Source organism: Acuticoccus sp. I52.16.1 (assembly GCF_022865125.1).
Classification (GTDB): Bacteria; Pseudomonadota; Alphaproteobacteria; order Rhizobiales; family Amorphaceae; genus Acuticoccus.
The window spans coordinates 4,870,390-4,890,908 of sequence record NZ_CP094828.1 but is presented as its reverse complement, the minus strand read 5'-3'; the positions used below and the strand labels follow the sequence as shown (position 1 = coordinate 4,890,908).

Here is a 20,519-nt window from a genome sequence, read left to right as displayed (position 1 = left end):
ATCCGAGAGGTTTCATGCCGAAGATCGACGAGAGCATCCCTTTCGAGCCGGTCGGATTTGCGGTGGTCATCGTTTCCGATACGCGCGATGCGACCAACGACAAGTCGGGTGATCTCCTCGAGGCCCGGATTCTCGAGGCCGGCCACGAGGTCGTCGAGCGCCACATTGTGAAGGACGATCCCGAGGCCATACGCGTCGTGGTTGAATCGGCGGTGCAAAACCACGCGATCGACGCTCTGATCACTTCGGGCGGTACTGGGTTCACCGGTCGCGACGTTACACCCGAGACGATAGAGCCGCTCTTCGACAAGCGAATGGATGGCTTCTCGGCGGTCTTCCATCGTATCTCGTTCGATGTGATCGGAACCTCGACGGTGCAATCCCGCTGCACTGCCGGGCTAATCGGAACGACATTCGTGTTCGTTCTCCCGGGCTCGCCAGGTGCATGCCGCGACGCATGGGACCAGATCCTGAGAGACCAATTCGACATCCGCTTCCGCCCCTGCAACTTCGTCGAGATCATGCCGCGTCTGTCGGAACGTTGACCGATCTCGTGGCGCAAATCAAGAACAAAAGATGATTGACCGCTACTAGGGGTAGTGATATCTCGTCCGGATCGAGAGGGGTGTTCATGGCTGTAACGCTCTACGTTCCGCGAAAGGGCGCCGACGGTCGGCGCTTGGAAAAGCGCTCCCGCGGGGCGACCATCAATCCGACACCACGTTACGAGAAGGAGGCACGCGAGGAATTCGACGACGGTTGGACGACGGACGCGACAGTGCGTCCGATGACGACCGTGATGGAGGAGCGCGCCAAGACGATCATTACGCGCAATTCCTCGCCCGATATCGGCTTCGATCGATCGATCAACGCCTACCGCGGCTGCGAGCACGGGTGCGTTTACTGCTTCGCGCGCCCGAGTCACGCCTATCTCGGCTTCTCCCCCGGCCTTGATTTTGAAACCCGGCTCACTGCCAAGCCCGACGCGGCCATCCTGCTGCGAAGAGAACTGTCGAGTTCCTCATACCGCTGCCGCCCAATCGCGATTGGTACGAACACGGACCCTTACCAACCCATCGAACGCACGCGGAACATTACGCGGTCGATTCTGGAAGTTCTTGCCGAAACACGCCATCCGGTCGGCATTGTCACAAAGTCGGATCTCGTGGTTCGCGACATCGACATCCTGTCGCAAATGGCTGGGGAACAGCTGGCAAAGGTTGGTCTGTCCGTCACCACCCTCAATGCGCAACTGTCGCGGACTATGGAACCGCGGGCGCCGCACCCCGCAAAAAGGCTTGCGGCAATCGAAGCGCTGGCGAAGGCTGGGATTCCGGTCTCGGTGCTCGTCGCGCCGATCGTACCGTCGATTAACGATCATGAGATCGAAGCTATTTTGGCCGCGGTCGCAAGCCGCGGTGCGACCCATGTGAATTTCGTCCTGCTCCGCCTTCCGCACGAGGTGAAGGACATCGTACGCGACTGGCTGGCGCGCCATTTTCCCGACAGGGCGCGCCGCGTGATGTCGATCATGCAAGCAATGCGTGGGGGCAAGGACTATGATGCGGCCTGGGGTCTGCGGCAGCGGGGAGAGGGCCCGTTCGCCAAGGCTATTGCGGCCAGATTCGAGCTTGCGGCCAAGCGACATGCGCTGACGATCGGCACCGTCAGGCTTCGCACCGATCTCTTTTGTGCCCCGCGCACACCCTCCCCTCAGCTCGAGCTCTTCGGTTAGAGGACGATGCGGAGCACTCTCATTTCATTGCGGCCGACATACGTTGCGGCGCAACTCCCGGAGCGCTGTGGACGAGTTCGGGTTCAGCGGTGCGTGCAGAAAGACCCACGCGGGAGGCGTGGCCCAGGCCAGAGCTCCGGCCTGGGATTCGGGGCGGCGTGCAGCGGCGAAGGCACGTGCCGCGGTCGAGGAGATCGCAGGCAGCGATGCGCCGGGCCGGTCCACCACCGCAACCGGAACGGTACGCACGATGCGCCTCCATCCCTGCCACCGATGAAGCGTTGCCAGATTGTCGGCGCCCATCAGCCAGACGAAGCGGACGGCGGGATAACGTCTCGTCAAATACCCGATCGCATCTGCGGAGTAGCGCACCCCCGCCGCGGCTTCGAAGGCGGTGACGATCATCCGGGGATGATCGGCAAGCCGTTCAGTGAGCCGGATCCGCTCCAGGAGGGGAAGCAGTTCCTTGTTGGACTTCAAGGGATTGCCGGGTGTCACCATCCACCAGACGCGATCTACGCCGAGTCTGCGAAGCGCGGTGTCGGCCACTGCGCGATGCCCCGGATGCGGTGGATTGAACGATCCGCCGAACAAGGCGATCCGCTGGCCGAACCCGGCCCCAGGTGGCTTCAGATATGACCGCGGAACGTCCGCATACCCCGTCGGCAATAGCGCACCAGTCACGGACGGATCTGGCCCGCCCCACGGACGCGGTAGTTGAAGGTGGTCAGCTGCTCCACCCCGACCGGACCTCGGGCATGCATTCGGCCGGTCGCAATGCCGATCTCGCCGCCCATTCCGAACTCGCCTCCGTCGGCGAACTGGGTCGAGGCATTGACCATCACGATGGCCGAATCGACCTCGGCGAGGAAGCGTTCGGCGGCCTCTGCTTCACTGGTCAAAATGGCGTCGGTGTGATGCGAGGAGTAGCGCGCGATGTGCGAGAGCGCGCCGTCGATGCCGTCGACGACAGCCACCGAGATGATCGGCGCCAGATATTCTGTGGCGAAATCGACGTCGGTCGCGGGCGCCATGGGTGCGAGGCTTTGAGCGCGCGCGTCACCCCGGACTTCACATCCGGCGGTGGCGAGAGCCTCCACGATTGCAGGGAGGTGGGTCGCCGCACATGCCGTGTCGACGAGCAAGGTTTCGACCGCGCCACAGATCCCGGGGCGACGCATCTTGGCGTTCACGACGACCTCGCGCGCCATATCGAGGTCGGCGGTTCCGTGAACGAAGATGTGGCACAGCCCCTCGAGGTGCGCGAAGACCGGAACCCGGGCCTCGGACTGCACCCGCTCGACGAGGGATCGACCGCCGCGCGGTACGATGACGTCGATTCCACCATGGGCGCCGGCCAGCATGGCACCCACCGCGGCGCGATCCTTCGTCGGCACGAGCTGGATCGCGTCGGCCGGCAAGGCATGGGCGAGGAGACCGCGTCGCAGCGCATCGGCGATTGCCGCAGCGGTCGAGAGGGTCTCCGAACCGGAGCGCAGGATCACGGCGTTGCCGGCCAGCAGGCACAGCGCCGCGGCATCGGCGGTGACGTTGGGCCGACTCTCGTAGATCACGCCGACGACTCCCAGCGGGGTCGCGACGCGGTCGATCTTCAGCCCATTGGGCCGCTCCCACGAGGCCAGCACGTGACCGACCGGGTCCGGCAGCGCCGCAATGACATCGATCGCAGCGGCCATCGCTTCGATACGCTCGGCCGTCATGGACGCGCGATCTCGGAAGGCGCTGGCGGTGTCCATGTCGGCGATATCGTTGGCGTTCGCGGCCAGTATGGCGTCGGCCGCGGTCCGGACCTCGTGCGCCATCGCGGCGAGGGCTGCGCGTTTGGTGGCGGTCGAGGCGAGCGCGACCACGGCCTGGGCGGCGCGCGCCTTCCGGCCGAGTTCTGCGATGTGAGTGTCCGCGTCGAACCCGTCGCGGGCGAGAGGGATGACGGTCACAAATCCTCCGGAGGCGCGGCATTCAGCGCCATGTCGTCCCGATGAACCATGGTGCGGCGCATGCGTGGGCCCACGCGCTCGGCGATTGTTCGTGTTTTCTGGCCGGCGATCAAGCGCGCGTCCCGGGCATCGTAGGCGACGAGGCCGCGGCCGAACTCGCGCCCCTCGGAGTCCAGGAGCCGGACGGCATCGCCGCGCGCGAAGTCGCCGTCGACCGCGGTCACGCCGGCCGGCAAAAGGCTCCGGCCCGCACGAACGGCGGCGACCGCACCCTGATCGAGGTGCAGTGCCCCGGTGGCGTGCAAAGACCCGGCGATCCAGACCTTTCGCGCGGTCTGCGGATCGGAGCGCGGGCGGAACCACGTGGCACGTCCGCCGCGATCGACCGCGTCGAGTGGATGATCGACGTGGCCGGAGGCGATGACCATCGTCACGCCGGCTTCCGTGGCGATGCGTGCGGCGTCGATCTTCGTCTTCATGCCGCCGCGCGACAGGGCCGATCCCGCGTCGCCGGCCATCGCCCAGATCTCCTCGGTGAGGTGCGGGACCTCGGCAACAAAGGTGGCGGTGGGGTCGGTCGCCGGCGGGGCGGTATAGAGGCCGTCGACGTCCGAGAGCAGGACGAGGCAGTCGGCCGAGATCATCGCGGCGACGCGCGCCGCCAGGCGATCATTGTCGCCGTAGCGGATTTCGGTGGTCGCGATGGTGTCGTTCTCGTTGATCACCGGGACGACACCGGCGCGCAGGAGCTCGGCGATCGTCGATCGCGCATTGAGGTAGGCGCGGCGCTCCTCGGTGTCCCGCAGCGTCAGCAGGACCTGCGCGGCGCGCATGCCCTGCGCGGCCAGCGCGGCGGACCATTCGGCGGCCAGCGCGATCTGCCCGACAGCAGCGGCGGCCTGGCTCTCCTCCAGACGCAGCGGGCGCAGTCCGTAGCCGATGGGCCCTCGCCCCAGGGCGATCGCGCCGGAGGATACGATGACGACGTCTGACGCTGCGTGCAATTTGGCGAGGTCGGCGGCGAGGGTGGCGAGCCATGCGGCCCGTACCCCGTCTTTGCCGACCATCAGCGCCGACCCGAGTTTGACGACGATGCGCCGGGCCGTGGAGAGACGGCCGGCGGCGATCGACGCTTCGGGAGCGGTCAGGGCCGCCATGTGGTGTCCTCGGGCTCGTCCTCGGCGCGTTCGTCGGCCACGATACGCACCAGCGCGCGCAGGACCTCGGTCATCCCCTGCCCGCTCGCCGCCGAGATCAGGAGGACCGGCCGATCACTCGCCGCGGCCAGCTCCGCTACGGTTTGGTCCGGATCGGCGACGGCGTCCGCTTTGGAGACGACGACGACGCGGGGTTTGTCCGCCAGACCGGCGCCGTAGAGTTCGAGTTCGCGCTCCACCGTGAGATAATCGGAGGCGATGTCGTCCGACGTGCCGTCGACGAGGTGCAGGAGCACGGCGCAGCGCTCGATGTGGCCGAGGAAGCGGTCACCGATGCCGATGCCTTCGCTGGCACCCTCGATCAGCCCCGGAATGTCGGCGACGACGAGGCGCCGGCTGTCCACGGTAGCAATGCCGAGATGGGGATGCAGCGTGGTGAACGGGTAGTCGGCCACCTTCGGCTTGGCGGCGGAGACTGCGGAGAGGAAGGTGGATTTGCCGGCATTGGGCAGACCCACGAGGCCGGCGTCGGCGATCAGCTTGAGGCGCAGCCAGATCGCCAGCTCCTCGCCCTGAAGGCCGGGGTTGGCGCGGCGTGGGGCCTGGTTGATGGAGGACTTGAAGCGCTGGTTGCCAAAGCCGCCGTTGCCGCCGCGCAGAAGGCAGACGCGCTGGTCGGCCTCGGTGAGGTCGGCAAGGATCGTTTCCTTGTCCTCCGACAGGACGACGGTGCCGACCGGGACACGCAGCACCGCGTCCTGGCCGTTCGCGCCGGTGCGGTTGCGCCCTGACCCGCCTTCGCCGGCACCGGCCCGGAAATGCTGCTGGTAGCGGAAGTCGATCAGCGTATTGAGGCCTTCGACGGCCTGGACCCACACGTCGCCTCCGCGTCCGCCGTCGCCGCCGTCCGGGCCGCCGTGCTCGACGAATTTCTCGCGCCGGAACGAGACGGCGCCGTTGCCGCCGTTGCCCGAGCGTATGTAGACTTTGGCTTGATCGAGAAATTTCATGGCCGTCGAACCGATTGCCGTGCCGAGGTCTTGTGGCCCAACGGGGATCGGTTGGGAAGGACGCGCGGCACACAGGAGTTGAAATGATCGCCGAGCGGGCGACTGCGGGGGCGCCGGTGCGGCGCGATGTCGGGCATGGCGCGGCATGCCGCATTGGCCGCCACCCACCGCGGGTTTTCGGGGCGCTGCCGGGCGGCACACACGGTAGATCGCGCCGGTTCGTCCGCCGGATGCGGCGACACGCTCGGGCAACGGCTCGGTTCGGCCATCGCGTAACACGATTGGACGTGATTCCCGAGGCGGTGCACGTCGCGCGTCGGCGGGCCGAGAGAAGGACTGAAGGTGAGAGCGTGCTCGTGGCCGCCGTTGGGCGCCTTGAGCCGCGGGTCGCGATCCGGCGCCACCTCGGAGCCGTTCGACCCTTCAGGCCGGCATCGAAATCTCCGCTGTGGCCGCAGCTCCAGACATTGCCGAACACGGAGTCGGCCGCGGCCCGCACCTGGGGCGCGTCGGCGAGGCTGGCGGCTTGAGCCGAGGTCTGCGGATGCGCCGACCTGTGCCGCCGTGTCCCGACAATCGGGCGCGGGCGCAATGGTGGAGAGCGCAGGACGGGCGACCGGCCTCTCCGCCAGCCCGTGGGTCCGGACGGCGGGGGACGCGGCTGTCACATGTGCGTCGAGGTGTGCTTCGGGGCGGGCGACATGCGCCTGCCGTCGGCGGTGGTGCCGCGGCGGCATGAGGCCGGCGTCGCTCATGTGTGTGGAAGCGCTCGCCATCGGCCCGCCGTCGCGTTGCAGCGTGTGGCCGCTGAAGTGGGGGCGCAGGTGGCCCGTCAGCTCGCGGCGCCACCAGGCACCAGCGGGGCGGTGAGCGTGGATCCGCGGAGCACAGGCCCCACCGAACCGGTGCGACCGCTCCCAAAGTCCGGGGCGGCGCTGGGCGCGAAATGCGTCCCGTCGCGTCGTCCCGGCGATTTTGCTTCGTGTACCTTCGACGCTTATTCGGCCGCAGCCGGGACGTCGCCCGTCGCGCGTGCCGACGTCACCGATACGAACGTACGACCGAGGCGCTTGCGGAACGCGACATACCCTTCGGTCAGGGCGAACAGGGTGTGATCCTTGCCCATGCCGACGTTGTCGCCCGCGTGCCAACGCGTACCGCGCTGCCGCACAATGATGTTGCCGGGTTCCACGGCTTCACCGCCGAACTTCTTGAACCCGAGGCGTCGGCCCGCTGTATCACGACCATTGCGTGAGGAGCCGCCAGCCTTCTTATGAGCCATGTCGATCTCTTGAACTATGAGGAGCTCGCGCTCCAGGACAACTCTCGGGGCTCGCGCCCCGAATCAACGATCCGATCAGGCGCTCGCCTGAATATCGGTGATGCGAATCACCGTCAGCGGCTGCCGGTGACCGTTGCGACGACGGGAATTCTGCCGACGGCGCTTCTTGAAGATGATGATCTTCCGGGTACGGACGTGATCGACGATCTCCGCCTTCACCGACGCACCCGAAACATGCGGTGCGCCGACGTTGAGATTGTCGCCGTCACCGACCATGAGGACGTCGTCAAAGGAGATCGAATCACCAGCCGACCCCTCGACGGTCTCGACCTTGAGCTCGTCCCCGGGCGACACTTTATACTGCTTGCCGCCGGTCTTGATTACCGCGAACATATTCCCTCTCGTTCGGCCCACGCCACGCGCAATTGCCCGCCCTGCGCGGCGTCGCCATGTGGCGCAGCGCATGCGGGAACTGGACTTAGGACGCGTGCATGTACGGCCTCGCAGCCCCTCAGTCAAGCGCTCCAAGCCGATGTGCTCGAACAATTAGATGATCATTGTCCACATTCTGTGACATCGCGCGTCAAACGATGCTGAGCGCGGCGACGTGGGCGCCGAGCGCGCGCACCAGGCTCATCGCCGCCAGCGCCGACGAGCGCGGGTTGCCCGGCAGCGGCGCCGCCTCGAACGTCGCCGTGAAGCGCCCGAACGCGCCCTCGGCCTCCAGCGTATGCGTGTTGGCCTCGACGCCGGGGTCGGCGATCAGCCGGACCGTCGTCCCCTCGAAGCCGATGCCGGCGAGCGCCGCCGTCGCCGCGACGTTGGCGTTCTTCGGATAGGCGAGCGCGGCCTCGCGCGCCGTCCCCTCGAAGTGTACCAGCGGCCCGGTGAGGTTGGCGAGGTCGTGCGCCTCCGCCGGCGTTCCCGCCCAGCCCGCGGGGGGCTTGCGGCCAGTATAGCGCACCGCGCTCAACCCACCCACCTTCGCGGCGGCCAACGTGTCGATCGCGCCGATGGCGCCGGCCGCCAGGATGATTCGCCCGCCGCCGCGCTCGGCCGCCGCCCGCAGCGCATCGCCCAGCGCAGGATCCGCGAAGGCCGCCGCCGACAGCGTGAACACGCGGTGCCCCGCCTCCAGCAGCGCCGGGCCGTGGGCGCGCAGACCTTCCAGCCCGGCGCAGTCGGCGACGAGATCGGCGTCGACGTCGGCCGCGTCGGTCACCACCGGCACGTCGTGCGGCGCCTCGGCGCCCGGCCGCAGCAGCAACTGGGCGAGCGTCAGTGGCGGCGCCAGGTGGCCGGCGACGAATCGCGCGATCGGCCCCCGACCGATGATGGCGACCCTCACCGTCTCACCGCCCACGGTTGTCACGCGGCTTGCATGAAATTCGACAACCGCCATGATGCGGCAATGCTTCAAGGAGAGGACGCATGAGAAAGTTCCTGATCGCGATGAGCGCGCTGGCCCTGGCAGGCCCCGCCGTCGCCCAAGACAAGATGCAGTTGAAGATCGGGACCGAGGGGGCCTACCCCCCGTTCAACTACTATGATTCCGACCGTAACCTGATCGGCTTCGACGTCGATATCGCCAAGGCGCTGTGCGACAAGATGAACGCCGAGTGTACCTTTGTCGCGCAGGACTGGGACGGGATCATCCCCGCACTGCGCGCCGGCAAGTTCGACGCCATCATCGCCTCCATGTCGATCACGCCCGAGCGTGACGAGGTCGTGGACTTCACCAACAAGTACTACAATACCCCGCCCGCCATCGCAGTCCCGAAGGACAGCGACCTGACCGAGGCGACGCCCGAGGCGCTCGCCGACATCATCATGGGGGCGCAGTCCTCCACCACCCACGCCAACTATGCCGCGGCGCACTTCGCCGATACCGAGCTTCGCCGCTACGGCACCCCCGAGGAGTACAAGCTCGACCTCGCCTCCGGTCGCATCGACGCGGCGATCGACGACGTCGTCGTCCTGTCCGACTGGCTGAACTCGGAAGACGGCGCCTGCTGCAAGATTCTCACGACGTTGACGCTCGACCCCGAGATCAACGGCGCGGGCGCCGGCATCGCCGTGCGCGAGGGCGAGACGGAGCTGATCGGCAAGTTCAACGACGCCATCGCCGCGATCCGCGCGGACGGCACCTACGACGAGATCCAGAAGAAATACTTCGAGTTCGACGTCTACGGCGATTGACCGCCCTGCCCGCCGGGTCAGCCGGCGGGCGCCTCCCCCTCCGGCGCCGGCGGTGCGTAGAGGCGTGACAGGAAGTAGAGGAGCACCAGCGCCGGGATGGCGAGGAGCGCCGTCGCCATGAAGAAGCCCGGCCACCCGAGCCCCTGCGCCAGCCAGCCGGACGAGGCCGCCAGCATCGTGCGTCCGAACGCCATCAGCGACGTCAGCAGCGCGTACTGCGTGGCCGTGAAGGCCAGATTGCACAGCGAGGACAGGTAGGCGACGAACGCGGCCGATCCGAGCCCGCCGGTGAAGTTGTCCGCACCGACGGCGATCGCGAGGGCGGTCATGTCGTGCCCCAAGGTGGCGAGCCAGGCGAAGATGAGGTTCGTCGCCGCCTGCAGCACACCGCCGATCGCCAGCGCCGGCAGGATGCCAAGCCGCGCCACCAGCGCCCCGCCGAAGAACACCCCCACCATCGTCATCACCACCCCGAAGACCTTGGTGACGCTGGCGATCTCGACCCCGCTGAAGCCGAGATCGACGTAGAATGGGTTGGCCATCGCCCCCGCGACCGAGTCGCCGTACTTGTAGAGAAGGACGAAGGCGAGGATCAGCACCCAGCCCTTGCGGGTGGCGAAATCCTTCAGCGGATCGAGTGTCGCGTGGCGCAGGAAGGCGAGCGGCTTGTCGGGCGCGGCCGGGCGGCGACTGACCGGCTCTTCGGCGATCAGCGTCCCCAGGATGCCGATGACGACGAGCCCCGCCATGATGGCATAGACCCAGCCCCAACCCATGAAGTCCGCCAGCGCCAGCGCCCCCGCCCCGGACGCCAGCATGCCGACGCGATAGCCCGCCTGCGTCATCGCCGCGCCCGCGCCCTGCTCGTGTTCGTCGAGGATCTCGATCCGGTAGGCGTCCACCACGATGTCCTGCGTGGCCGAAAGGAACGCCATGACGAGCGCCGCCATGGCGAGGAAGCCCAACCCGCCGGGCGGCTCGGCCTGCCCCACCACGACGATCGAGCCCATCAACAGGAGCTGCACGACGAGGAGCCAGCTGCGCCGCAGCCCCAGCCACCGCGTCAGAACCGGCAGCCGCACATGGTCGAGCAGCGGTGCCCACAGGAACTTCAGGCTGTAGGGCGTCGCGACGGTGAGGAGGCCGCCGATCGCCGCGAGGCTGACGTCGGCCTCCCGGAGCCAGAAGGACAGTGTCGAGAAGCCCAGCAGCAGGGGCAGCCCGCTGGAGAACCCCATCAGGAAGATGACGAGCTGCCGCCGGCTGGTGTAGACCGCCACCGCCTCGCGCCAGCCGCCCGCCTCGTGGGAGATGTGATCGCTCATCGTGCCATGGTGCCTCGTGTTGGGCGGGGCCGGCATCGGGCGGCGGGCAGTGCGGTCCGGCCCGGCATGGCGTCGCGCGACCGCGCATACCCTCCCCGCGCTTCACTCCGGCCGTGGCCTTCCGCCCCGCGGGTCCGCGAGCGATCGGCTCGCGGTGCGCGGCGTTCGTCTGGTCGCGCGCCGGGCCGGGGTGCGGGCGCGTCCCTCCCCCGGTCCTTCGGAAGCCGGCGTGGATCGGCCATCAGGGCGCGAACGCGGTATAGGGGATGTAGCGCACCGGGGTGCCGGGCTGGATCGACATGCCCTCGTCGGGAAGCTCGACCAGCCCGTCGGACCATGTGAGGCCGCTGATGAGGCCCGAGCCTTCCGAGCGGAAGACCTCGGCCGTGCCCTCCGTGCCGAGGCGCGCGCGCAGGTACTCCCGCCGGCCGCGCTTCTTGTCCTTGGCGAAGCCGGCCGGCACCATCCAGCCGCGCGGCAGGCGCCACTCGCCGCCCGCCAGCACCCGCAAGGCCGGAGCCCCGAAGACCAGCGTACACACGAACGCCGCGACCGGGTTGCCCGGCAGGCCGAACACCGGCACCCCGCGCCACAGCGCCATCGCCAGCGGGCGCCCGGGCTTCACAGCGATGCGCCACACCGCCAACAAGCCCTCCGCCTTCAGGAGCGCCGCCACGTGGTCCTCGTCGCCCGTCGACGCGCCGCCGGACGTCAGGATCACATCCGCCGCCGCGGCCCCCGCGTCGAGCCGCTCGCGCACCACCACCGGCGCGTCGGCGGCGTGGCCGAGGTCCACCGCCTCGAAGCCCCAGGCGGCGATCTGGGCGAGGAGCATCGGGCGGTTGGCGTCGTAGACCTGGTGCTCGGCCGCCGGCGCGCCTGGCGCCTCGATCTCGTCTCCCGTCGACAGGACGCCGACGCGCAGGCGCGCGCGCACCGGCGCCCCGTCGTGCCCGCACGCTGCCAGCAGCGCCAAGTCCTGCGGCCGCAGCCGTGCGCCGGCGGTGAGGATGGTCTGCCCCTGTGCCGCATCCTCGCCGGCGCGGCGCGTGTTGGCCCCGGCCTTGGGGAGCGCCGCCAGCGTCAGTGCCGCGCCGTCGATCGATGCGTCCTCCTGCATGGCGACGGTGTCGACCCCCTCCGGCAGCGCCGCCCCGGTGAGGATGCGCACGGCGGCCCCTGCCGGAACCGCGCCGGCGAAGGGCCGGCCGGCAGCGGCGCGGCCGGCGACCAGTCGCATCGTCGGCGTGGCGGCGGCACGCGCGAAACCGTAGCCGTCGACCGCGGAGTTGCCGGCGGCAGGGTTGGCGCGCCGCGCGCCGACGTCCTCGGCGAGGAAGCGGCCGGCGGCCTGGGCGAGTGACACCCGCTCCGTGCCCGTTACCGGTGCGAGGCGGGTGCGCAGCCGCTCCAGCGCGACGTCGACCGGCGTCCAGTCGATCCCCGGCGGCAGGGCGAAGCAGTCGTGCGGCAGCCGCCCGCTCACCGCGCCGCCTCCACCCGGGCGAGGCCGACGTCGGCGAGGATGAAGTCGGCGATGCCGGCGATGTCGTCGAGCCCCAGGAGCGGGCGGGCGAGGCCCGTCAACGCGGCGTCCGTGACGACGGCGCGCACGGTCTCGTCCTGCTGCGCCAGCAGCGGCCCGCCGCTCGCCACCCGGTGGATCTCCACCTTGGCATGCCCGCCCCGCTTGAAGCCCTCGACGATCACGAGGTCCACCGCGCTCATCTGCCCCAGCAGCATGTCGAGCGACGGCTCGGCCTCCTCGCGCAGCTCGTGCATCAGCGCCCAGCGGCGGCTGGAGGCGAGCATCACCTCGCGCGCTCCCGCCTGGCGGTGGCGCCACGAGTCGGTCCCCTCCTGGTCGACGTCGACCCGGTGGTGCGCCCGCTTGATGGTCGACACGGTGAGGCCCCGCCCGGCGATCTCCGTCACCAGGCGTTCCACCAGCGTCGTCTTGCCGGCGTTCTTCCAGCCGACCACGCCGAACACCTTCATGAGGCGCGCTCGCCGGCCACCATCGCCTCCGCCTGCGCGAAGTCGTCCGGGGTATTGAGGTTGAAGAAGGGGTCGCCGTCGAACATCGCGCTGACCGCCCCGTGTGCGTCCGTCCACACGACGATCTTGCGCGTGCCCTCCTCCAGCGCCGCCGCGAGGTCCGCCGCGAGGTCGACCGACCAGAGGCCGAAGGTGGGATGACGCCGGCCGTCGGCGTGCGTCGCCGCCAGGGCGATCGGTGCGCCGGCCGCATCCGCCGCCGCCACCAGGCGGGCGACGAGGTCCATGGGGAAGAAGGGCGTGTCGGCAGCGACGGTGACGACCCGCGTCGCGCCCTCGCCCGCCGCCCACTCCATCGCCGCCAGGATGCCGGCGAGCGGACCCGGCCGATCGGCCACCCGGTCGGCGACGAGGGGCAGGTCGACCCCCGCCTCGCCGGGCGCGACGTTGGCGTTGAGCGCGATCGCGCCCACCTGCGGGCCCAGCCGCTCGATCACGCGTGCGATCACCGGCCGGCCGCCGAGCGGACGCTGCCACTTGTTGCCGCCGCCCATGCGGCGCGAGAGGCCGCCGGCCAGAATAACACCCGGAACGTTAATCGCGCGCCCCCTTGCGACGATGCCGCGCCTCCTCCGCGCCGGCGTGCGCGGGATCGGCGTCACGCACCAGCCGCGCCTCGCCCGAGACGCACATGAACCGCTCGCCGCGCATCCGCCCGATCAGCGTCAGCCCCACTTCGCCCGCGATCTCGACGCCCCAGGCGGTGAAGCCGGAGCGCGAGGCGAGCACCGGGATCCCCATGAGCGCGGTCTTGATGACCATCTCCGAGGTCAGCCGGCCGGTGGTGTAGAGGATCTTGTCGGCCGCCTTTATCCCTTCGGCCACCATGTAGCCGGCGATCTTGTCCACCGCGTTGTGGCGGCCGACGTCCTCCATGTAGACGAGCGGCCGATCCTGCGCGCACAGCACCGTGCCGTGGATCGCGCCCGCCTCCAGATAGAGGCTCGGCATCGTGTTGATCTGCCGCGCCAGCGCGTAGAGCCAGGAGGTGCGCACCGGCGTCGCCGGCAGGGTCAGCCCCTCGAGCCCCTCCATCATGTCGCCAAAGACGGTGCCGACGGCGCATCCGGAGGTGCGCGTCTTCTTGGCCAGCTTCTCCTCGAAATCGGTCGGCGCGTCGGTGCGCACGACGACGGTCTCCAGCTCTTCGTCGAAGTCGACGCCGGTGACGCTCTCGCCCTCCCGTAGCATCCCCTGGTTCTTGAGGAAGCCCAGCGCCAGATATCGGGGGTAATCGCCGATCGTCATCGTGGTGACGATCTCGCGGCCGTTGAGGAAGATCGTCAGCGGCCGTTCCTCGACGACGCGGATCTCGCGCCGCGTGCCGGTCTCGTCGGTCGCCGCGATCGTACGGGTCAGGCGCGGGTCGGCGGGATCGGGCGCCACGACCAGCCCCGGTGCGGTCAGCCCCTCGCTCATGTTGCGGCCCAGCGCGTGGTTGCCATGACGTCTCCCTTCGCGCTGAGATATGAAGCGATCGGCCCCCGGGTGGCAACCACCCCACCCCGCCCGGCGGCAAGGGGTCCAAGGAGCGAGACGATGGCCGACCCTCCCCCCTTCGACGCAGACTGCGACACGCGCGGCCAGCGTTGCCCCATCCCCGTGCTGAAGGCCCGCAAACGGCTGAAGCCTCTCCCCAGCGGCGCCGTTCTGCGCCTGTTGAGCGACGACCCGCTCTCACGCCTCGACGTTGCCAACTTCTGCCGCGAGGACGGCCACACCCTCTTGGAAACGACCGAGGCTGACGCCACGCTGGCATTCTTCATCGCCAAGGCTTGAACGGCCCGCGGCGTCACGTCGCGAGCACCACGGCGATGCCGCAGACCGAAATGGCGACACCGGCGACGGTCGCGAGCGTGAGCGGCCGGCCGCGGTGGATCAGGCGGTCCAGAACCAGGGTGAAGATCGGATAGGTGGCGACGATGGGCGCGACCATCGTCACCGGCCCCAGGGACAGCGCATTGTAGAGGAGCAGAACCGCCGCGCCGTTGCACAGCCCCACCGGCACGTACCACAGCGCCCCGCGCCCCACCGCCACCCCGCGCGGCGCCACGCCGAGGCGCACGCCCCACAGCACCAGCGCCGACATGACGTAGCCGATGGTGACCGCCGCGAACGGGTCGGGCCAACTCTCCATGCCGAGCTTGATCGACGGCTGCACCCCGCCCCGGATCATCGCCGAGAGAACGGGCAGCGCCAGGAACAGGAGCGCGGCCCGCGGCACCGCGCGCGAGCGCTCCAGCGCCAGCAACGTCAGCCCGCCGATCAGAGCGACGATGCCCACGATCTGCGTCAGGCGCGGCACGTCGCCGAAGATCACCGCCGCGATGGCGATGGCGAAGATCGGCGAGAGGTTGCCCATCGCTCCGGTGAGGTTCGGGCCGTTGTGCCGGTTGCTGGCGAAGGAGAGCAAGGTCACCGCCGCGGGGAAAAGCGCCCCGGTGGCGACGAAGATCGCCGCCCCCGGCATCGCCCAGGCCGACCAGTCGACCGTCAACGGGGAGAGCGCCAGGAAGAGGATCGCCGAGGTCGGCACGCTGATGCTGCCGCCCACCAGCGGCCCGGCGCCGCGCAGCGCGAACGGGGTCAGCACCAACGACAGCGCGAAGAAGAACGCCGAGACGAGGGCGACGAGGACGAGGAGCGGCTCCACGAGCTCAGCCGTGCCCCGCGGCCCGAGCTGGGCCGTTCCGCGTGCAGCGTCCCGCGCGCGTCATGCCCGCACCCGTCATCCCTGCGCCCGTTACGCTTCCACCCGTCACGCCCTTACCCGTCACGACCAGAGGCCCTTGACGATGAGCGCCGCGCCCGCGACCGTCAGCACCACGAGGATGGCGCGGCGGAAGGTCGTCTCCGGCAGCCGCCGGCGCACGCGCGAGCCGAGCCGCACCCCGCCGACCGACAGCGCCACCCCCGCCAGCGAGACGGCCGCGGCGGGCACCGTCATCAGGCCGATGCGCGTGAGCGCCGTCGCCATCGCCGCGCTGGAGATCGTGAACGAGAGGTTCATCACCTGGATCAGCATCGCCGGGGCGAGGCCGAGCGCCATCACGAACGGCGCCAGCGGCATCACCTGGCTTCCCGTCAGCCCGTTGACGAGGCCGGTTGAGAAACCGACCGCGGGGGCGAGCGGACGCTCCAGTTGCGGCGGCAGGCGCCAGTCCATCCGCCGGAAGGAGAACGCACACCAGGCGATCAGCGCGGCGCCGAGGGCCGCGCCCGCCGTCGCCCCGTCCACCGAGCCCAGCAGCGCCGCGCCGAGGAAGACCCCGACCGGCGCCAGCAGCAGCATCGGCCAGAACCGGCGGATGGTGGGCAAGACCGGCCCGGTGGAGACGAGCAGCGTGAAATTCGACGCCACCGACGGTGCCAGCACCAGCGGCAGCGCCGTCTTGATGCCCAGCACCAGCGCCAGCATCGGGATGCACGAGGTCGCGTAGCCGAGGCCCGTGGCGCCCTTGACGACGCCCGAGACGAAGAAGGCGAGGCCGACGAAGGCGAGCGTCGGCGCATCGTAGTCCATGGGGCCGGCCCTTTCTCGATCAGCGGGCCGTTGCCTCCGCCCGGCGCGCGGGGTCGCGCCGGAATTGCCGTAGCCCGGCGCGCGAGGACGCGCGCCGACGTTCATAGGGCGCCCGGCGGCCGTACCGCGTCAAGGCCGCCGGGCAGTTGCGCACATGGCCGTGCCGCGCCTCAGGCGTCGACGCCGCCCCACACCGCCTCGGCGGTCTGCACCACCAGCTCCAGCTTGCGGCGCTGATCCTCGGGGGTGATGTTGTTGCCCTCCTCGGTGGAGGAAAAGCCGCACTGCGGCGCGATGCCGAGCTGGTCGATGTCGGCGTATTTGCCCGCCTCGTCGAACTTGGCCTTCAGGTCGTCGAGGCTTTCCAGCGCACCGGTCTTGGTGGTGATGAAGCCCGGCATCACGCGCTGCTTGCCCTTCGGCAAGAGGCGCAGCGGCTCCAGCCCGCCGGCGCGCTCGGTGTCGTACTCCATGAAGAAGATGTCGACGCCGGTCTTGTTGAAGATCGCGTCCGCCGCCGGGTCGTAGCCGCCCTCGGCGACGTGGGTCGACTTGAAGTTGCCGCGGCACATGTGCATGCCGATGACGAGGTCCGCCGGGCGGTCCTTGATCGCCTCGTGCATCATCCAGGCATACTTGTCGATCAGCATGTCCGGGTCCTGGCCCATGTCGGCACGGACCTGGCGCTGCTTCGGATCGCAGAGGTAGGCGAAGAAGATGTCGTCCATCTGGAGGTAGCGGCAGCCGGCCTTGTAGAAGGCGTCGACGGCCTTCTTGTAGGTGGCGGCGATGTCGGCACAGAAGGCGTCGACGTCCTGGTACTCGGCCGGGCCGATGTCCTTCGGGTTGGTGCGGAAGTGGACGCACGACGGGCCGGGGATCGAGATCTTCGGCGTCACCTTGGTGTTGGCGGCGACGAACTCGAAATGCTTAAGGTGCGGGTGGTCGGCCGGGAAGTCGAGCTTGCCGGTGATCGTCGGGCGGATCGCCTTGGTCTGCACCCCGGCGAACTGGATCCCCTCGTCGGAGGAGACCATGTCGAGCCCGGTCAGCTCGCCCATGAAGTCGAAGTGCCAGAACGAGCGGCGGCACTCGCCGTCGGTCACGGCCAGCAGGCCGACGTCTTCCTGCATCTTGACGAGGTCGACGATGGCGGCGTCCTCGGCCGCCTTCAGCTCGGCCTTGGCCTCCGCGCTCGGGGCCTCGGCGACACGTTTGCGCGCGTCCTGGACCGGCTTGGGGCGCAGGAGACTGCCGACATGGTCGGCGCGATAAGGTGGCGTGGGCATGGGTTCCACTCTGCTAGTTCGATAGGAGACGCGGCAGGAGCAGCGTGATCGCCGGAAACGCGACCAGAAGCACCACCCGCACGATCTCCGTGGCGAAGAAGGGCATGACGCCCGCGAAGGTCTGGCGCATCGGCACATCCTTCGCGATCTGGTTGATGATGAAGACGTTGAGGCCGACCGGCGGCGTGATCAGCCCCAGCTCGACCACGATCAGGATGACGATGCCGAACCATATCTTGGTGTCGTAGGGCGTGAGGCCGAAGTCGAGCCCGGCGATCACCGGCCAGAAGAACGGGATCGCCAGAATGACCATCGACAGCGAGTCCATCAGGCAGCCGAAGATCAGGAAGGCGACGATGACGAGGGTGAGGATCTCGTACGGCCCCATCCCCGAATTCATCAGGTAGTCGGCCGCCGCCTGCGGCACCCCGGCCCGGGCCATGAAGATCTTCAAGAGCTCGGCGCCGAAGAGGATGAGGTAGATCATCCCGGTGGTGCGCGCGGTTTCCAGCAGCGCGTCGACGAAGGCGCGCCAGGAGAGGCCGGCGTGGACGATGCCGTAGAGCGCCACCAGGACGACGCCGATCGCGGCCGCGGGCGTCGGGTTGTAGATGCCGGCATAGATGCCGCCTATGACGATGCCGAAGATCACCACCACCGGGATCACGCCGAGCGTCGCAGCCACCAGCTCGTGCCGCGGGACCTTCTCCCCCTCCGGCCCCGAGCCGGGGAAGACGCGCACGTAGATCGCCACCGTCACCATGAAGAGGACGAGCGCCAGGAGGCCCGGAATGAGCGCCGCGGCGAACATCGTCACGATGTTGGCCTCGACGATGATGGCGTAGACGATCAGCACCACCGACGGCGGGATGAGGATCCCCAGCGTGCCGCCGGCGGCGACGGTCCCGGTCGCCAGCGCGTTGGAGAACTTGTAGCGCTTCAGCTCCGGCAGCGCGACCTGGCCCATGGTGGAGGCTGTCGCCGTCGACGAGCCGCACAGCGCGCCGAACCCCGCGCAGCCGACCAGCGCGGCCATCGCCACGCCCCCGCGCATACGCCCCAGCCACGCGTTGGCGGCGCGGAAGAGATCGCGCGACAGCCCGGTGCGCGAGGCGAGCCCACCCATGAGGATGAACATCGGCAGCACCGACAGGTCGTAGTTGGAGAACTGCGCGTAGCCCAGGTCCTTGAGCTGGTTGAGGACGATCCGCAGCCCGATCTCGGCCCGCGGCATGGCGAGCACCGTTCCCACCAGGCCGACGAGGATCATCGAGTAGGCGATCGGAACGCGGATCGCGATGAGCAGGAACAGCGCGCCGAGGCCGCCGAACCCGAGGACGAGATTGTCCATCAGACGCCGTCCTCCGCGGCCGCGGCCTCGCCCGCCTCGCCGAACCAGGTCGGCAGGCCGCGCATGGCGCGGAGCGCGTCCACCAGCGTCAGCACCGCGGCGACGACAAGCAGCGCCAGCGAGACGAGGATCGGCGGAAAGGCCGTCCAGAGCGGCAGCTTCAGCACCGGCGTGATCTCGACATATTGGCGGTAGTCGAGAAGGCCCAGATACATCTGGCGCGACAGCACCGCCGCGAAGGCGATGGCGATCAGCGCGGCGAACGCGGCCATCAGCGCCTTGGTCCGCGCGCCCATCCCCTCGGTGAAGATGTCGACCGTGACGTTGGCGCCGGCGAGCTGGCAGTAGGGCAGGAACATGAAGATGACGACGGCGATGACGTGCTTGATGAGTTCGTGATCGGCCGCGAAGGGTGCCGCGAACACGAGGTTCGAGACCGCGCTCGCGGCCGTCATGAGGGCGAGCGCGGTGGCGCCGAGGCCGCCCAGGATCGCCCACAGGCGGATCGCCGAGGCGGCCACGCGCGCCAGGCGCCCGGCCCCGCCGGTCGGGCGAGGCTCGCCCGACCCATGGAAGGTGGTGCGCAAGGGGCGCCTACGACCCGGACGCGTGCGCCGCGATCGCCTCGCGCGCCTTCTCGACGAGGCCCGCGGCGTCGAAGTCGGGATGCGCGGCGATCCACTGGTCGACCACCGGCTTCATCGCCTCATTGAAGGCGTCCATCTCCTCGCGCGTCAGCACCACGTGCTCGTTGCCCGATTCGACCGCGACGCCGATCGCCTTCTTGTCGGCGTTGACCCACACGTCGGCGACTTCGGCGAGCCAGTCCGGCCCGGTGTTGTCGATGAAGACCTGCTTCAGATCGTCGGGGAGCGAATCCCAGCGGTCCTGGTTCATCGAGACCTGGAACACGGTGGTGCCGAAGCGCTCCATGTCCGGCCCTTCGATGTCGTACTGCGTCACCTCTTGGAGTTGCAGCGGCAGGATGATCTCCCAGGGGATCAGCGCCCCGTCGACCGCGCCGGTGGACAGCGACTGCGGCAGGTCGGGCACCGGCATGTTGACCGGCGTCGCGCCCAACGCCTCGACGACGGTGGTCCCCGTCGGCCCCGGCACGCGCAGCTTCAGCCCGGCGGTGTCGGCCGGCGAGCGGGCCAGCTTGTCGCGCATCTGCAGCGCCTGCCCGGCGTGGACGTGGTTCCACAGGACGTGCATGCCCTCGTAGTCCTGCGACAGGTCCTCCTCGAAGAGGTCACGCATGGCGAGGTTGGTGGCCTTCACGTCGTTGGTGAAGACCGTCGGCAGCTCGAACACCTCCGAGCGCGGGAAGAGGCCCGGCGTGTAGCCGTTCACGGTCCAGATGATGTCGACGACGCCGTCGCGCACCTGGCGGATCAGCTGGGGCGGCGTGCCGCCGAGCGACATCGCCGGATAGATCTCGATCTTGATGCGCCCGTCGGAGGCCTTCTCGATCCGTTCGGCCCAGGGAACCAGCATCTGCGAGTGGGCCGGTGCCTTGGGGCCGAGGAGATGGTGAAGCGTGAGCGTCACCTCCTGCGCCGAGGCGGGCGTCGCGAGCGCCACGCCGACGAGAGCGGCGGCGGCCGCGATGAGTGTGGTCTTCATAATCGT

At 69.2% G+C, this 20,519-nt stretch carries 22 protein-coding genes; 4 read left to right on the top strand and 18 right to left on the bottom strand.

What is annotated here, in order from left to right; translation table 11 throughout:
* Positions 1 to 14: 14 nt before the first annotated feature.
* Positions 15 to 545, top strand: a complete 531-nt coding sequence (moaB, locus tag MRB58_RS21850; protein ID WP_244779199.1) for a molybdenum cofactor biosynthesis protein B — start codon at positions 15 to 17, stop codon at positions 543 to 545.
* Positions 546 to 631: 86 nt separating this feature from the next.
* Positions 632 to 1,735 (top strand): PA0069 family radical SAM protein, encoded by a 1,104-nt coding sequence (locus MRB58_RS21845; RefSeq protein WP_244779198.1) that lies wholly within the window; start codon positions 632 to 634, stop codon positions 1,733 to 1,735.
* A 24-nt stretch (positions 1,736 to 1,759) separates the two neighbouring features.
* Here the strand turns inward: MRB58_RS21845 and MRB58_RS21840 are convergent, their stop codons facing one another.
* From MRB58_RS21840 to MRB58_RS21810, 7 genes are all read right to left on the bottom strand, one after another.
* Positions 1,760 to 2,404 carry a nicotinate-nucleotide adenylyltransferase gene (locus tag MRB58_RS21840; RefSeq protein WP_371747309.1) on the bottom strand — a complete coding sequence of 215 codons (645 nt, stop codon included), beginning with the start codon at positions 2,402 to 2,404 and terminating at the stop codon, positions 1,760 to 1,762.
* An 11-nt stretch (positions 2,405 to 2,415) separates the two neighbouring features.
* Positions 2,416 to 3,693, bottom strand: coding sequence for a glutamate-5-semialdehyde dehydrogenase (locus MRB58_RS21835; RefSeq protein WP_244779197.1), 1,278 nt, complete (start codon positions 3,691 to 3,693; stop codon positions 2,416 to 2,418).
* Entirely contained in the window at positions 3,690 to 4,820 is a 1,131-nt protein-coding gene (proB, locus tag MRB58_RS21830; RefSeq protein WP_244782076.1) for a glutamate 5-kinase, read from the bottom strand. The genes MRB58_RS21835 and proB overlap by 4 nt, the downstream gene beginning before the upstream one ends.
* A 17-nt stretch (positions 4,821 to 4,837) precedes the next feature.
* Entirely contained in the window at positions 4,838 to 5,860 is a 1,023-nt protein-coding gene (gene obgE, locus MRB58_RS21825) for a GTPase ObgE (protein ID WP_244779196.1), read from the bottom strand.
* Positions 5,861 to 6,857: 997 nt separating this feature from the next.
* Positions 6,858 to 7,142: a 50S ribosomal protein L27 gene (gene rpmA, locus MRB58_RS21820; protein ID WP_244779194.1), complete on the bottom strand. Its 285-nt coding sequence runs from the start codon at positions 7,140 to 7,142 to the stop codon at positions 6,858 to 6,860.
* A 75-nt stretch (positions 7,143 to 7,217) separates the two neighbouring features.
* A complete protein-coding gene (gene rplU, locus MRB58_RS21815; protein ID WP_371747212.1) occupies positions 7,218 to 7,535 on the bottom strand; it encodes a 50S ribosomal protein L21 in 318 nt (105 codons plus the stop codon).
* 190 nt (positions 7,536 to 7,725) lie between these two features.
* Complete coding sequence (locus MRB58_RS21810) at positions 7,726 to 8,490, bottom strand: aspartate dehydrogenase (RefSeq protein ID WP_244779192.1); 765 nt, start codon at positions 8,488 to 8,490, stop codon at positions 7,726 to 7,728.
* A gap of 83 nt (positions 8,491 to 8,573) precedes the next feature.
* Here MRB58_RS21810 and MRB58_RS21805 point away from each other — a divergent pair, with 83 nt between their 5' ends.
* Complete coding sequence (locus MRB58_RS21805; RefSeq protein ID WP_244779191.1) at positions 8,574 to 9,341, top strand: transporter substrate-binding domain-containing protein; 768 nt, start codon at positions 8,574 to 8,576, stop codon at positions 9,339 to 9,341.
* A 17-nt stretch (positions 9,342 to 9,358) separates the two neighbouring features.
* On the opposite strand, the gene MRB58_RS21800 is transcribed toward MRB58_RS21805, so the two are convergent.
* The 5 genes from MRB58_RS21800 to MRB58_RS21780 all read right to left on the bottom strand — a co-directional run bounded on the left by MRB58_RS21800 (position 9,359) and on the right by MRB58_RS21780 (position 14,143).
* Positions 9,359 to 10,666: an AmpG family muropeptide MFS transporter gene (locus tag MRB58_RS21800; RefSeq protein ID WP_244779190.1), complete on the bottom strand. Its 1,308-nt coding sequence runs from the start codon at positions 10,664 to 10,666 to the stop codon at positions 9,359 to 9,361.
* Between the two features lie 241 nt (positions 10,667 to 10,907).
* A complete protein-coding gene (locus MRB58_RS21795; RefSeq protein WP_244779189.1) occupies positions 10,908 to 12,152 on the bottom strand; it encodes a molybdopterin-binding protein in 1,245 nt (414 codons plus the stop codon).
* Positions 12,149 to 12,664: a molybdopterin-guanine dinucleotide biosynthesis protein B gene (gene mobB, locus MRB58_RS21790; RefSeq protein ID WP_244779188.1), complete on the bottom strand. Its 516-nt coding sequence runs from the start codon at positions 12,662 to 12,664 to the stop codon at positions 12,149 to 12,151. The genes MRB58_RS21795 and mobB overlap by 4 nt, the downstream gene beginning before the upstream one ends.
* The gene (gene mobA / locus MRB58_RS21785) at positions 12,661 to 13,242 is read right to left on the bottom strand and encodes a molybdenum cofactor guanylyltransferase MobA (protein ID WP_371747308.1); all 582 of its coding nucleotides are present in this window, start codon (positions 13,240 to 13,242) and stop codon (positions 12,661 to 12,663) included. Before mobA ends, mobB begins: the two co-directional genes overlap by 4 nt.
* Before the next feature lie 16 nt (positions 13,243 to 13,258).
* A complete protein-coding gene (locus MRB58_RS21780) occupies positions 13,259 to 14,143 on the bottom strand; it encodes a formate dehydrogenase accessory sulfurtransferase FdhD (RefSeq protein WP_244779186.1) in 885 nt (294 codons plus the stop codon).
* Between the two features lie 120 nt (positions 14,144 to 14,263).
* Here MRB58_RS21780 and MRB58_RS21775 point away from each other — a divergent pair, with 120 nt between their 5' ends.
* On the top strand, positions 14,264 to 14,503 hold the full coding sequence (locus tag MRB58_RS21775) for a sulfurtransferase TusA family protein (RefSeq protein ID WP_244779185.1): 240 nt from the start codon (positions 14,264 to 14,266) through the stop codon (positions 14,501 to 14,503).
* Positions 14,504 to 14,516: 13 nt separating this feature from the next.
* Here the strand turns inward: MRB58_RS21775 and MRB58_RS21770 are convergent, their stop codons facing one another.
* From MRB58_RS21770 to MRB58_RS21745, 6 genes are all read right to left on the bottom strand, one after another.
* Positions 14,517 to 15,377, bottom strand: coding sequence for a DMT family transporter (locus MRB58_RS21770; RefSeq protein ID WP_244779183.1), 861 nt, complete (start codon positions 15,375 to 15,377; stop codon positions 14,517 to 14,519).
* Positions 15,378 to 15,497: 120 nt separating this feature from the next.
* Positions 15,498 to 16,247 (bottom strand): sulfite exporter TauE/SafE family protein, encoded by a 750-nt coding sequence (locus MRB58_RS21765; protein WP_244779181.1) that lies wholly within the window; start codon positions 16,245 to 16,247, stop codon positions 15,498 to 15,500.
* A gap of 170 nt (positions 16,248 to 16,417) precedes the next feature.
* Positions 16,418 to 17,536, bottom strand: a complete 1,119-nt coding sequence (locus tag MRB58_RS21760) for a 5-methyltetrahydropteroyltriglutamate--homocysteine S-methyltransferase (RefSeq protein WP_244779179.1) — start codon at positions 17,534 to 17,536, stop codon at positions 16,418 to 16,420.
* Between the two features lie 13 nt (positions 17,537 to 17,549).
* Positions 17,550 to 18,887 (bottom strand): TRAP transporter large permease, encoded by a 1,338-nt coding sequence (locus MRB58_RS21755; RefSeq protein WP_244779177.1) that lies wholly within the window; start codon positions 18,885 to 18,887, stop codon positions 17,550 to 17,552.
* Positions 18,887 to 19,474 carry a TRAP transporter small permease subunit gene (locus MRB58_RS21750; RefSeq protein WP_244779175.1) on the bottom strand — a complete coding sequence of 196 codons (588 nt, stop codon included), beginning with the start codon at positions 19,472 to 19,474 and terminating at the stop codon, positions 18,887 to 18,889. Before MRB58_RS21750 ends, MRB58_RS21755 begins: the two co-directional genes overlap by 1 nt.
* A gap of 7 nt (positions 19,475 to 19,481) precedes the next feature.
* Entirely contained in the window at positions 19,482 to 20,513 is a 1,032-nt protein-coding gene (locus MRB58_RS21745; RefSeq protein ID WP_244779173.1) for a TRAP transporter substrate-binding protein, read from the bottom strand.
* Between the last annotated feature and the right edge of the window lie 6 nt (positions 20,514 to 20,519).

Coding starts and splice junctions, on each gene's coding strand:
- moaB (WP_244779199.1), top strand. CDS start 15: ATGCCGAAGATCGACGAGAGCATCCCTTTCGAGCCGGTCGGATTTGCG.
- MRB58_RS21845 (WP_244779198.1), top strand. CDS start 632: ATGGCTGTAACGCTCTACGTTCCGCGAAAGGGCGCCGACGGTCGGCGC.
- obgE (WP_244779196.1), bottom strand. CDS start 5,860: ATGAAATTTCTCGATCAAGCCAAAGTCTACATACGCTCGGGCAACGGC.
- rpmA (WP_244779194.1), bottom strand. CDS start 7,142: ATGGCTCATAAGAAGGCTGGCGGCTCCTCACGCAATGGTCGTGATACA.
- rplU (WP_371747212.1), bottom strand. CDS start 7,535: ATGTTCGCGGTAATCAAGACCGGCGGCAAGCAGTATAAAGTGTCGCCC.
- MRB58_RS21805 (WP_244779191.1), top strand. CDS start 8,574: ATGAGAAAGTTCCTGATCGCGATGAGCGCGCTGGCCCTGGCAGGCCCC.
- MRB58_RS21800 (WP_244779190.1), bottom strand. CDS start 10,666: ATGAGCGATCACATCTCCCACGAGGCGGGCGGCTGGCGCGAGGCGGTG.
- mobB (WP_244779188.1), bottom strand. CDS start 12,664: ATGAAGGTGTTCGGCGTGGTCGGCTGGAAGAACGCCGGCAAGACGACG.
- MRB58_RS21780 (WP_244779186.1), bottom strand. CDS start 14,143: ATGAGCGAGGGGCTGACCGCACCGGGGCTGGTCGTGGCGCCCGATCCC.
- MRB58_RS21775 (WP_244779185.1), top strand. CDS start 14,264: ATGGCCGACCCTCCCCCCTTCGACGCAGACTGCGACACGCGCGGCCAG.
- MRB58_RS21765 (WP_244779181.1), bottom strand. CDS start 16,247: ATGGACTACGATGCGCCGACGCTCGCCTTCGTCGGCCTCGCCTTCTTC.
- MRB58_RS21760 (WP_244779179.1), bottom strand. CDS start 17,536: ATGCCCACGCCACCTTATCGCGCCGACCATGTCGGCAGTCTCCTGCGC.
- MRB58_RS21755 (WP_244779177.1), bottom strand. CDS start 18,887: ATGGACAATCTCGTCCTCGGGTTCGGCGGCCTCGGCGCGCTGTTCCTG.
- MRB58_RS21745 (WP_244779173.1), bottom strand. CDS start 20,513: ATGAAGACCACACTCATCGCGGCCGCCGCCGCTCTCGTCGGCGTGGCG.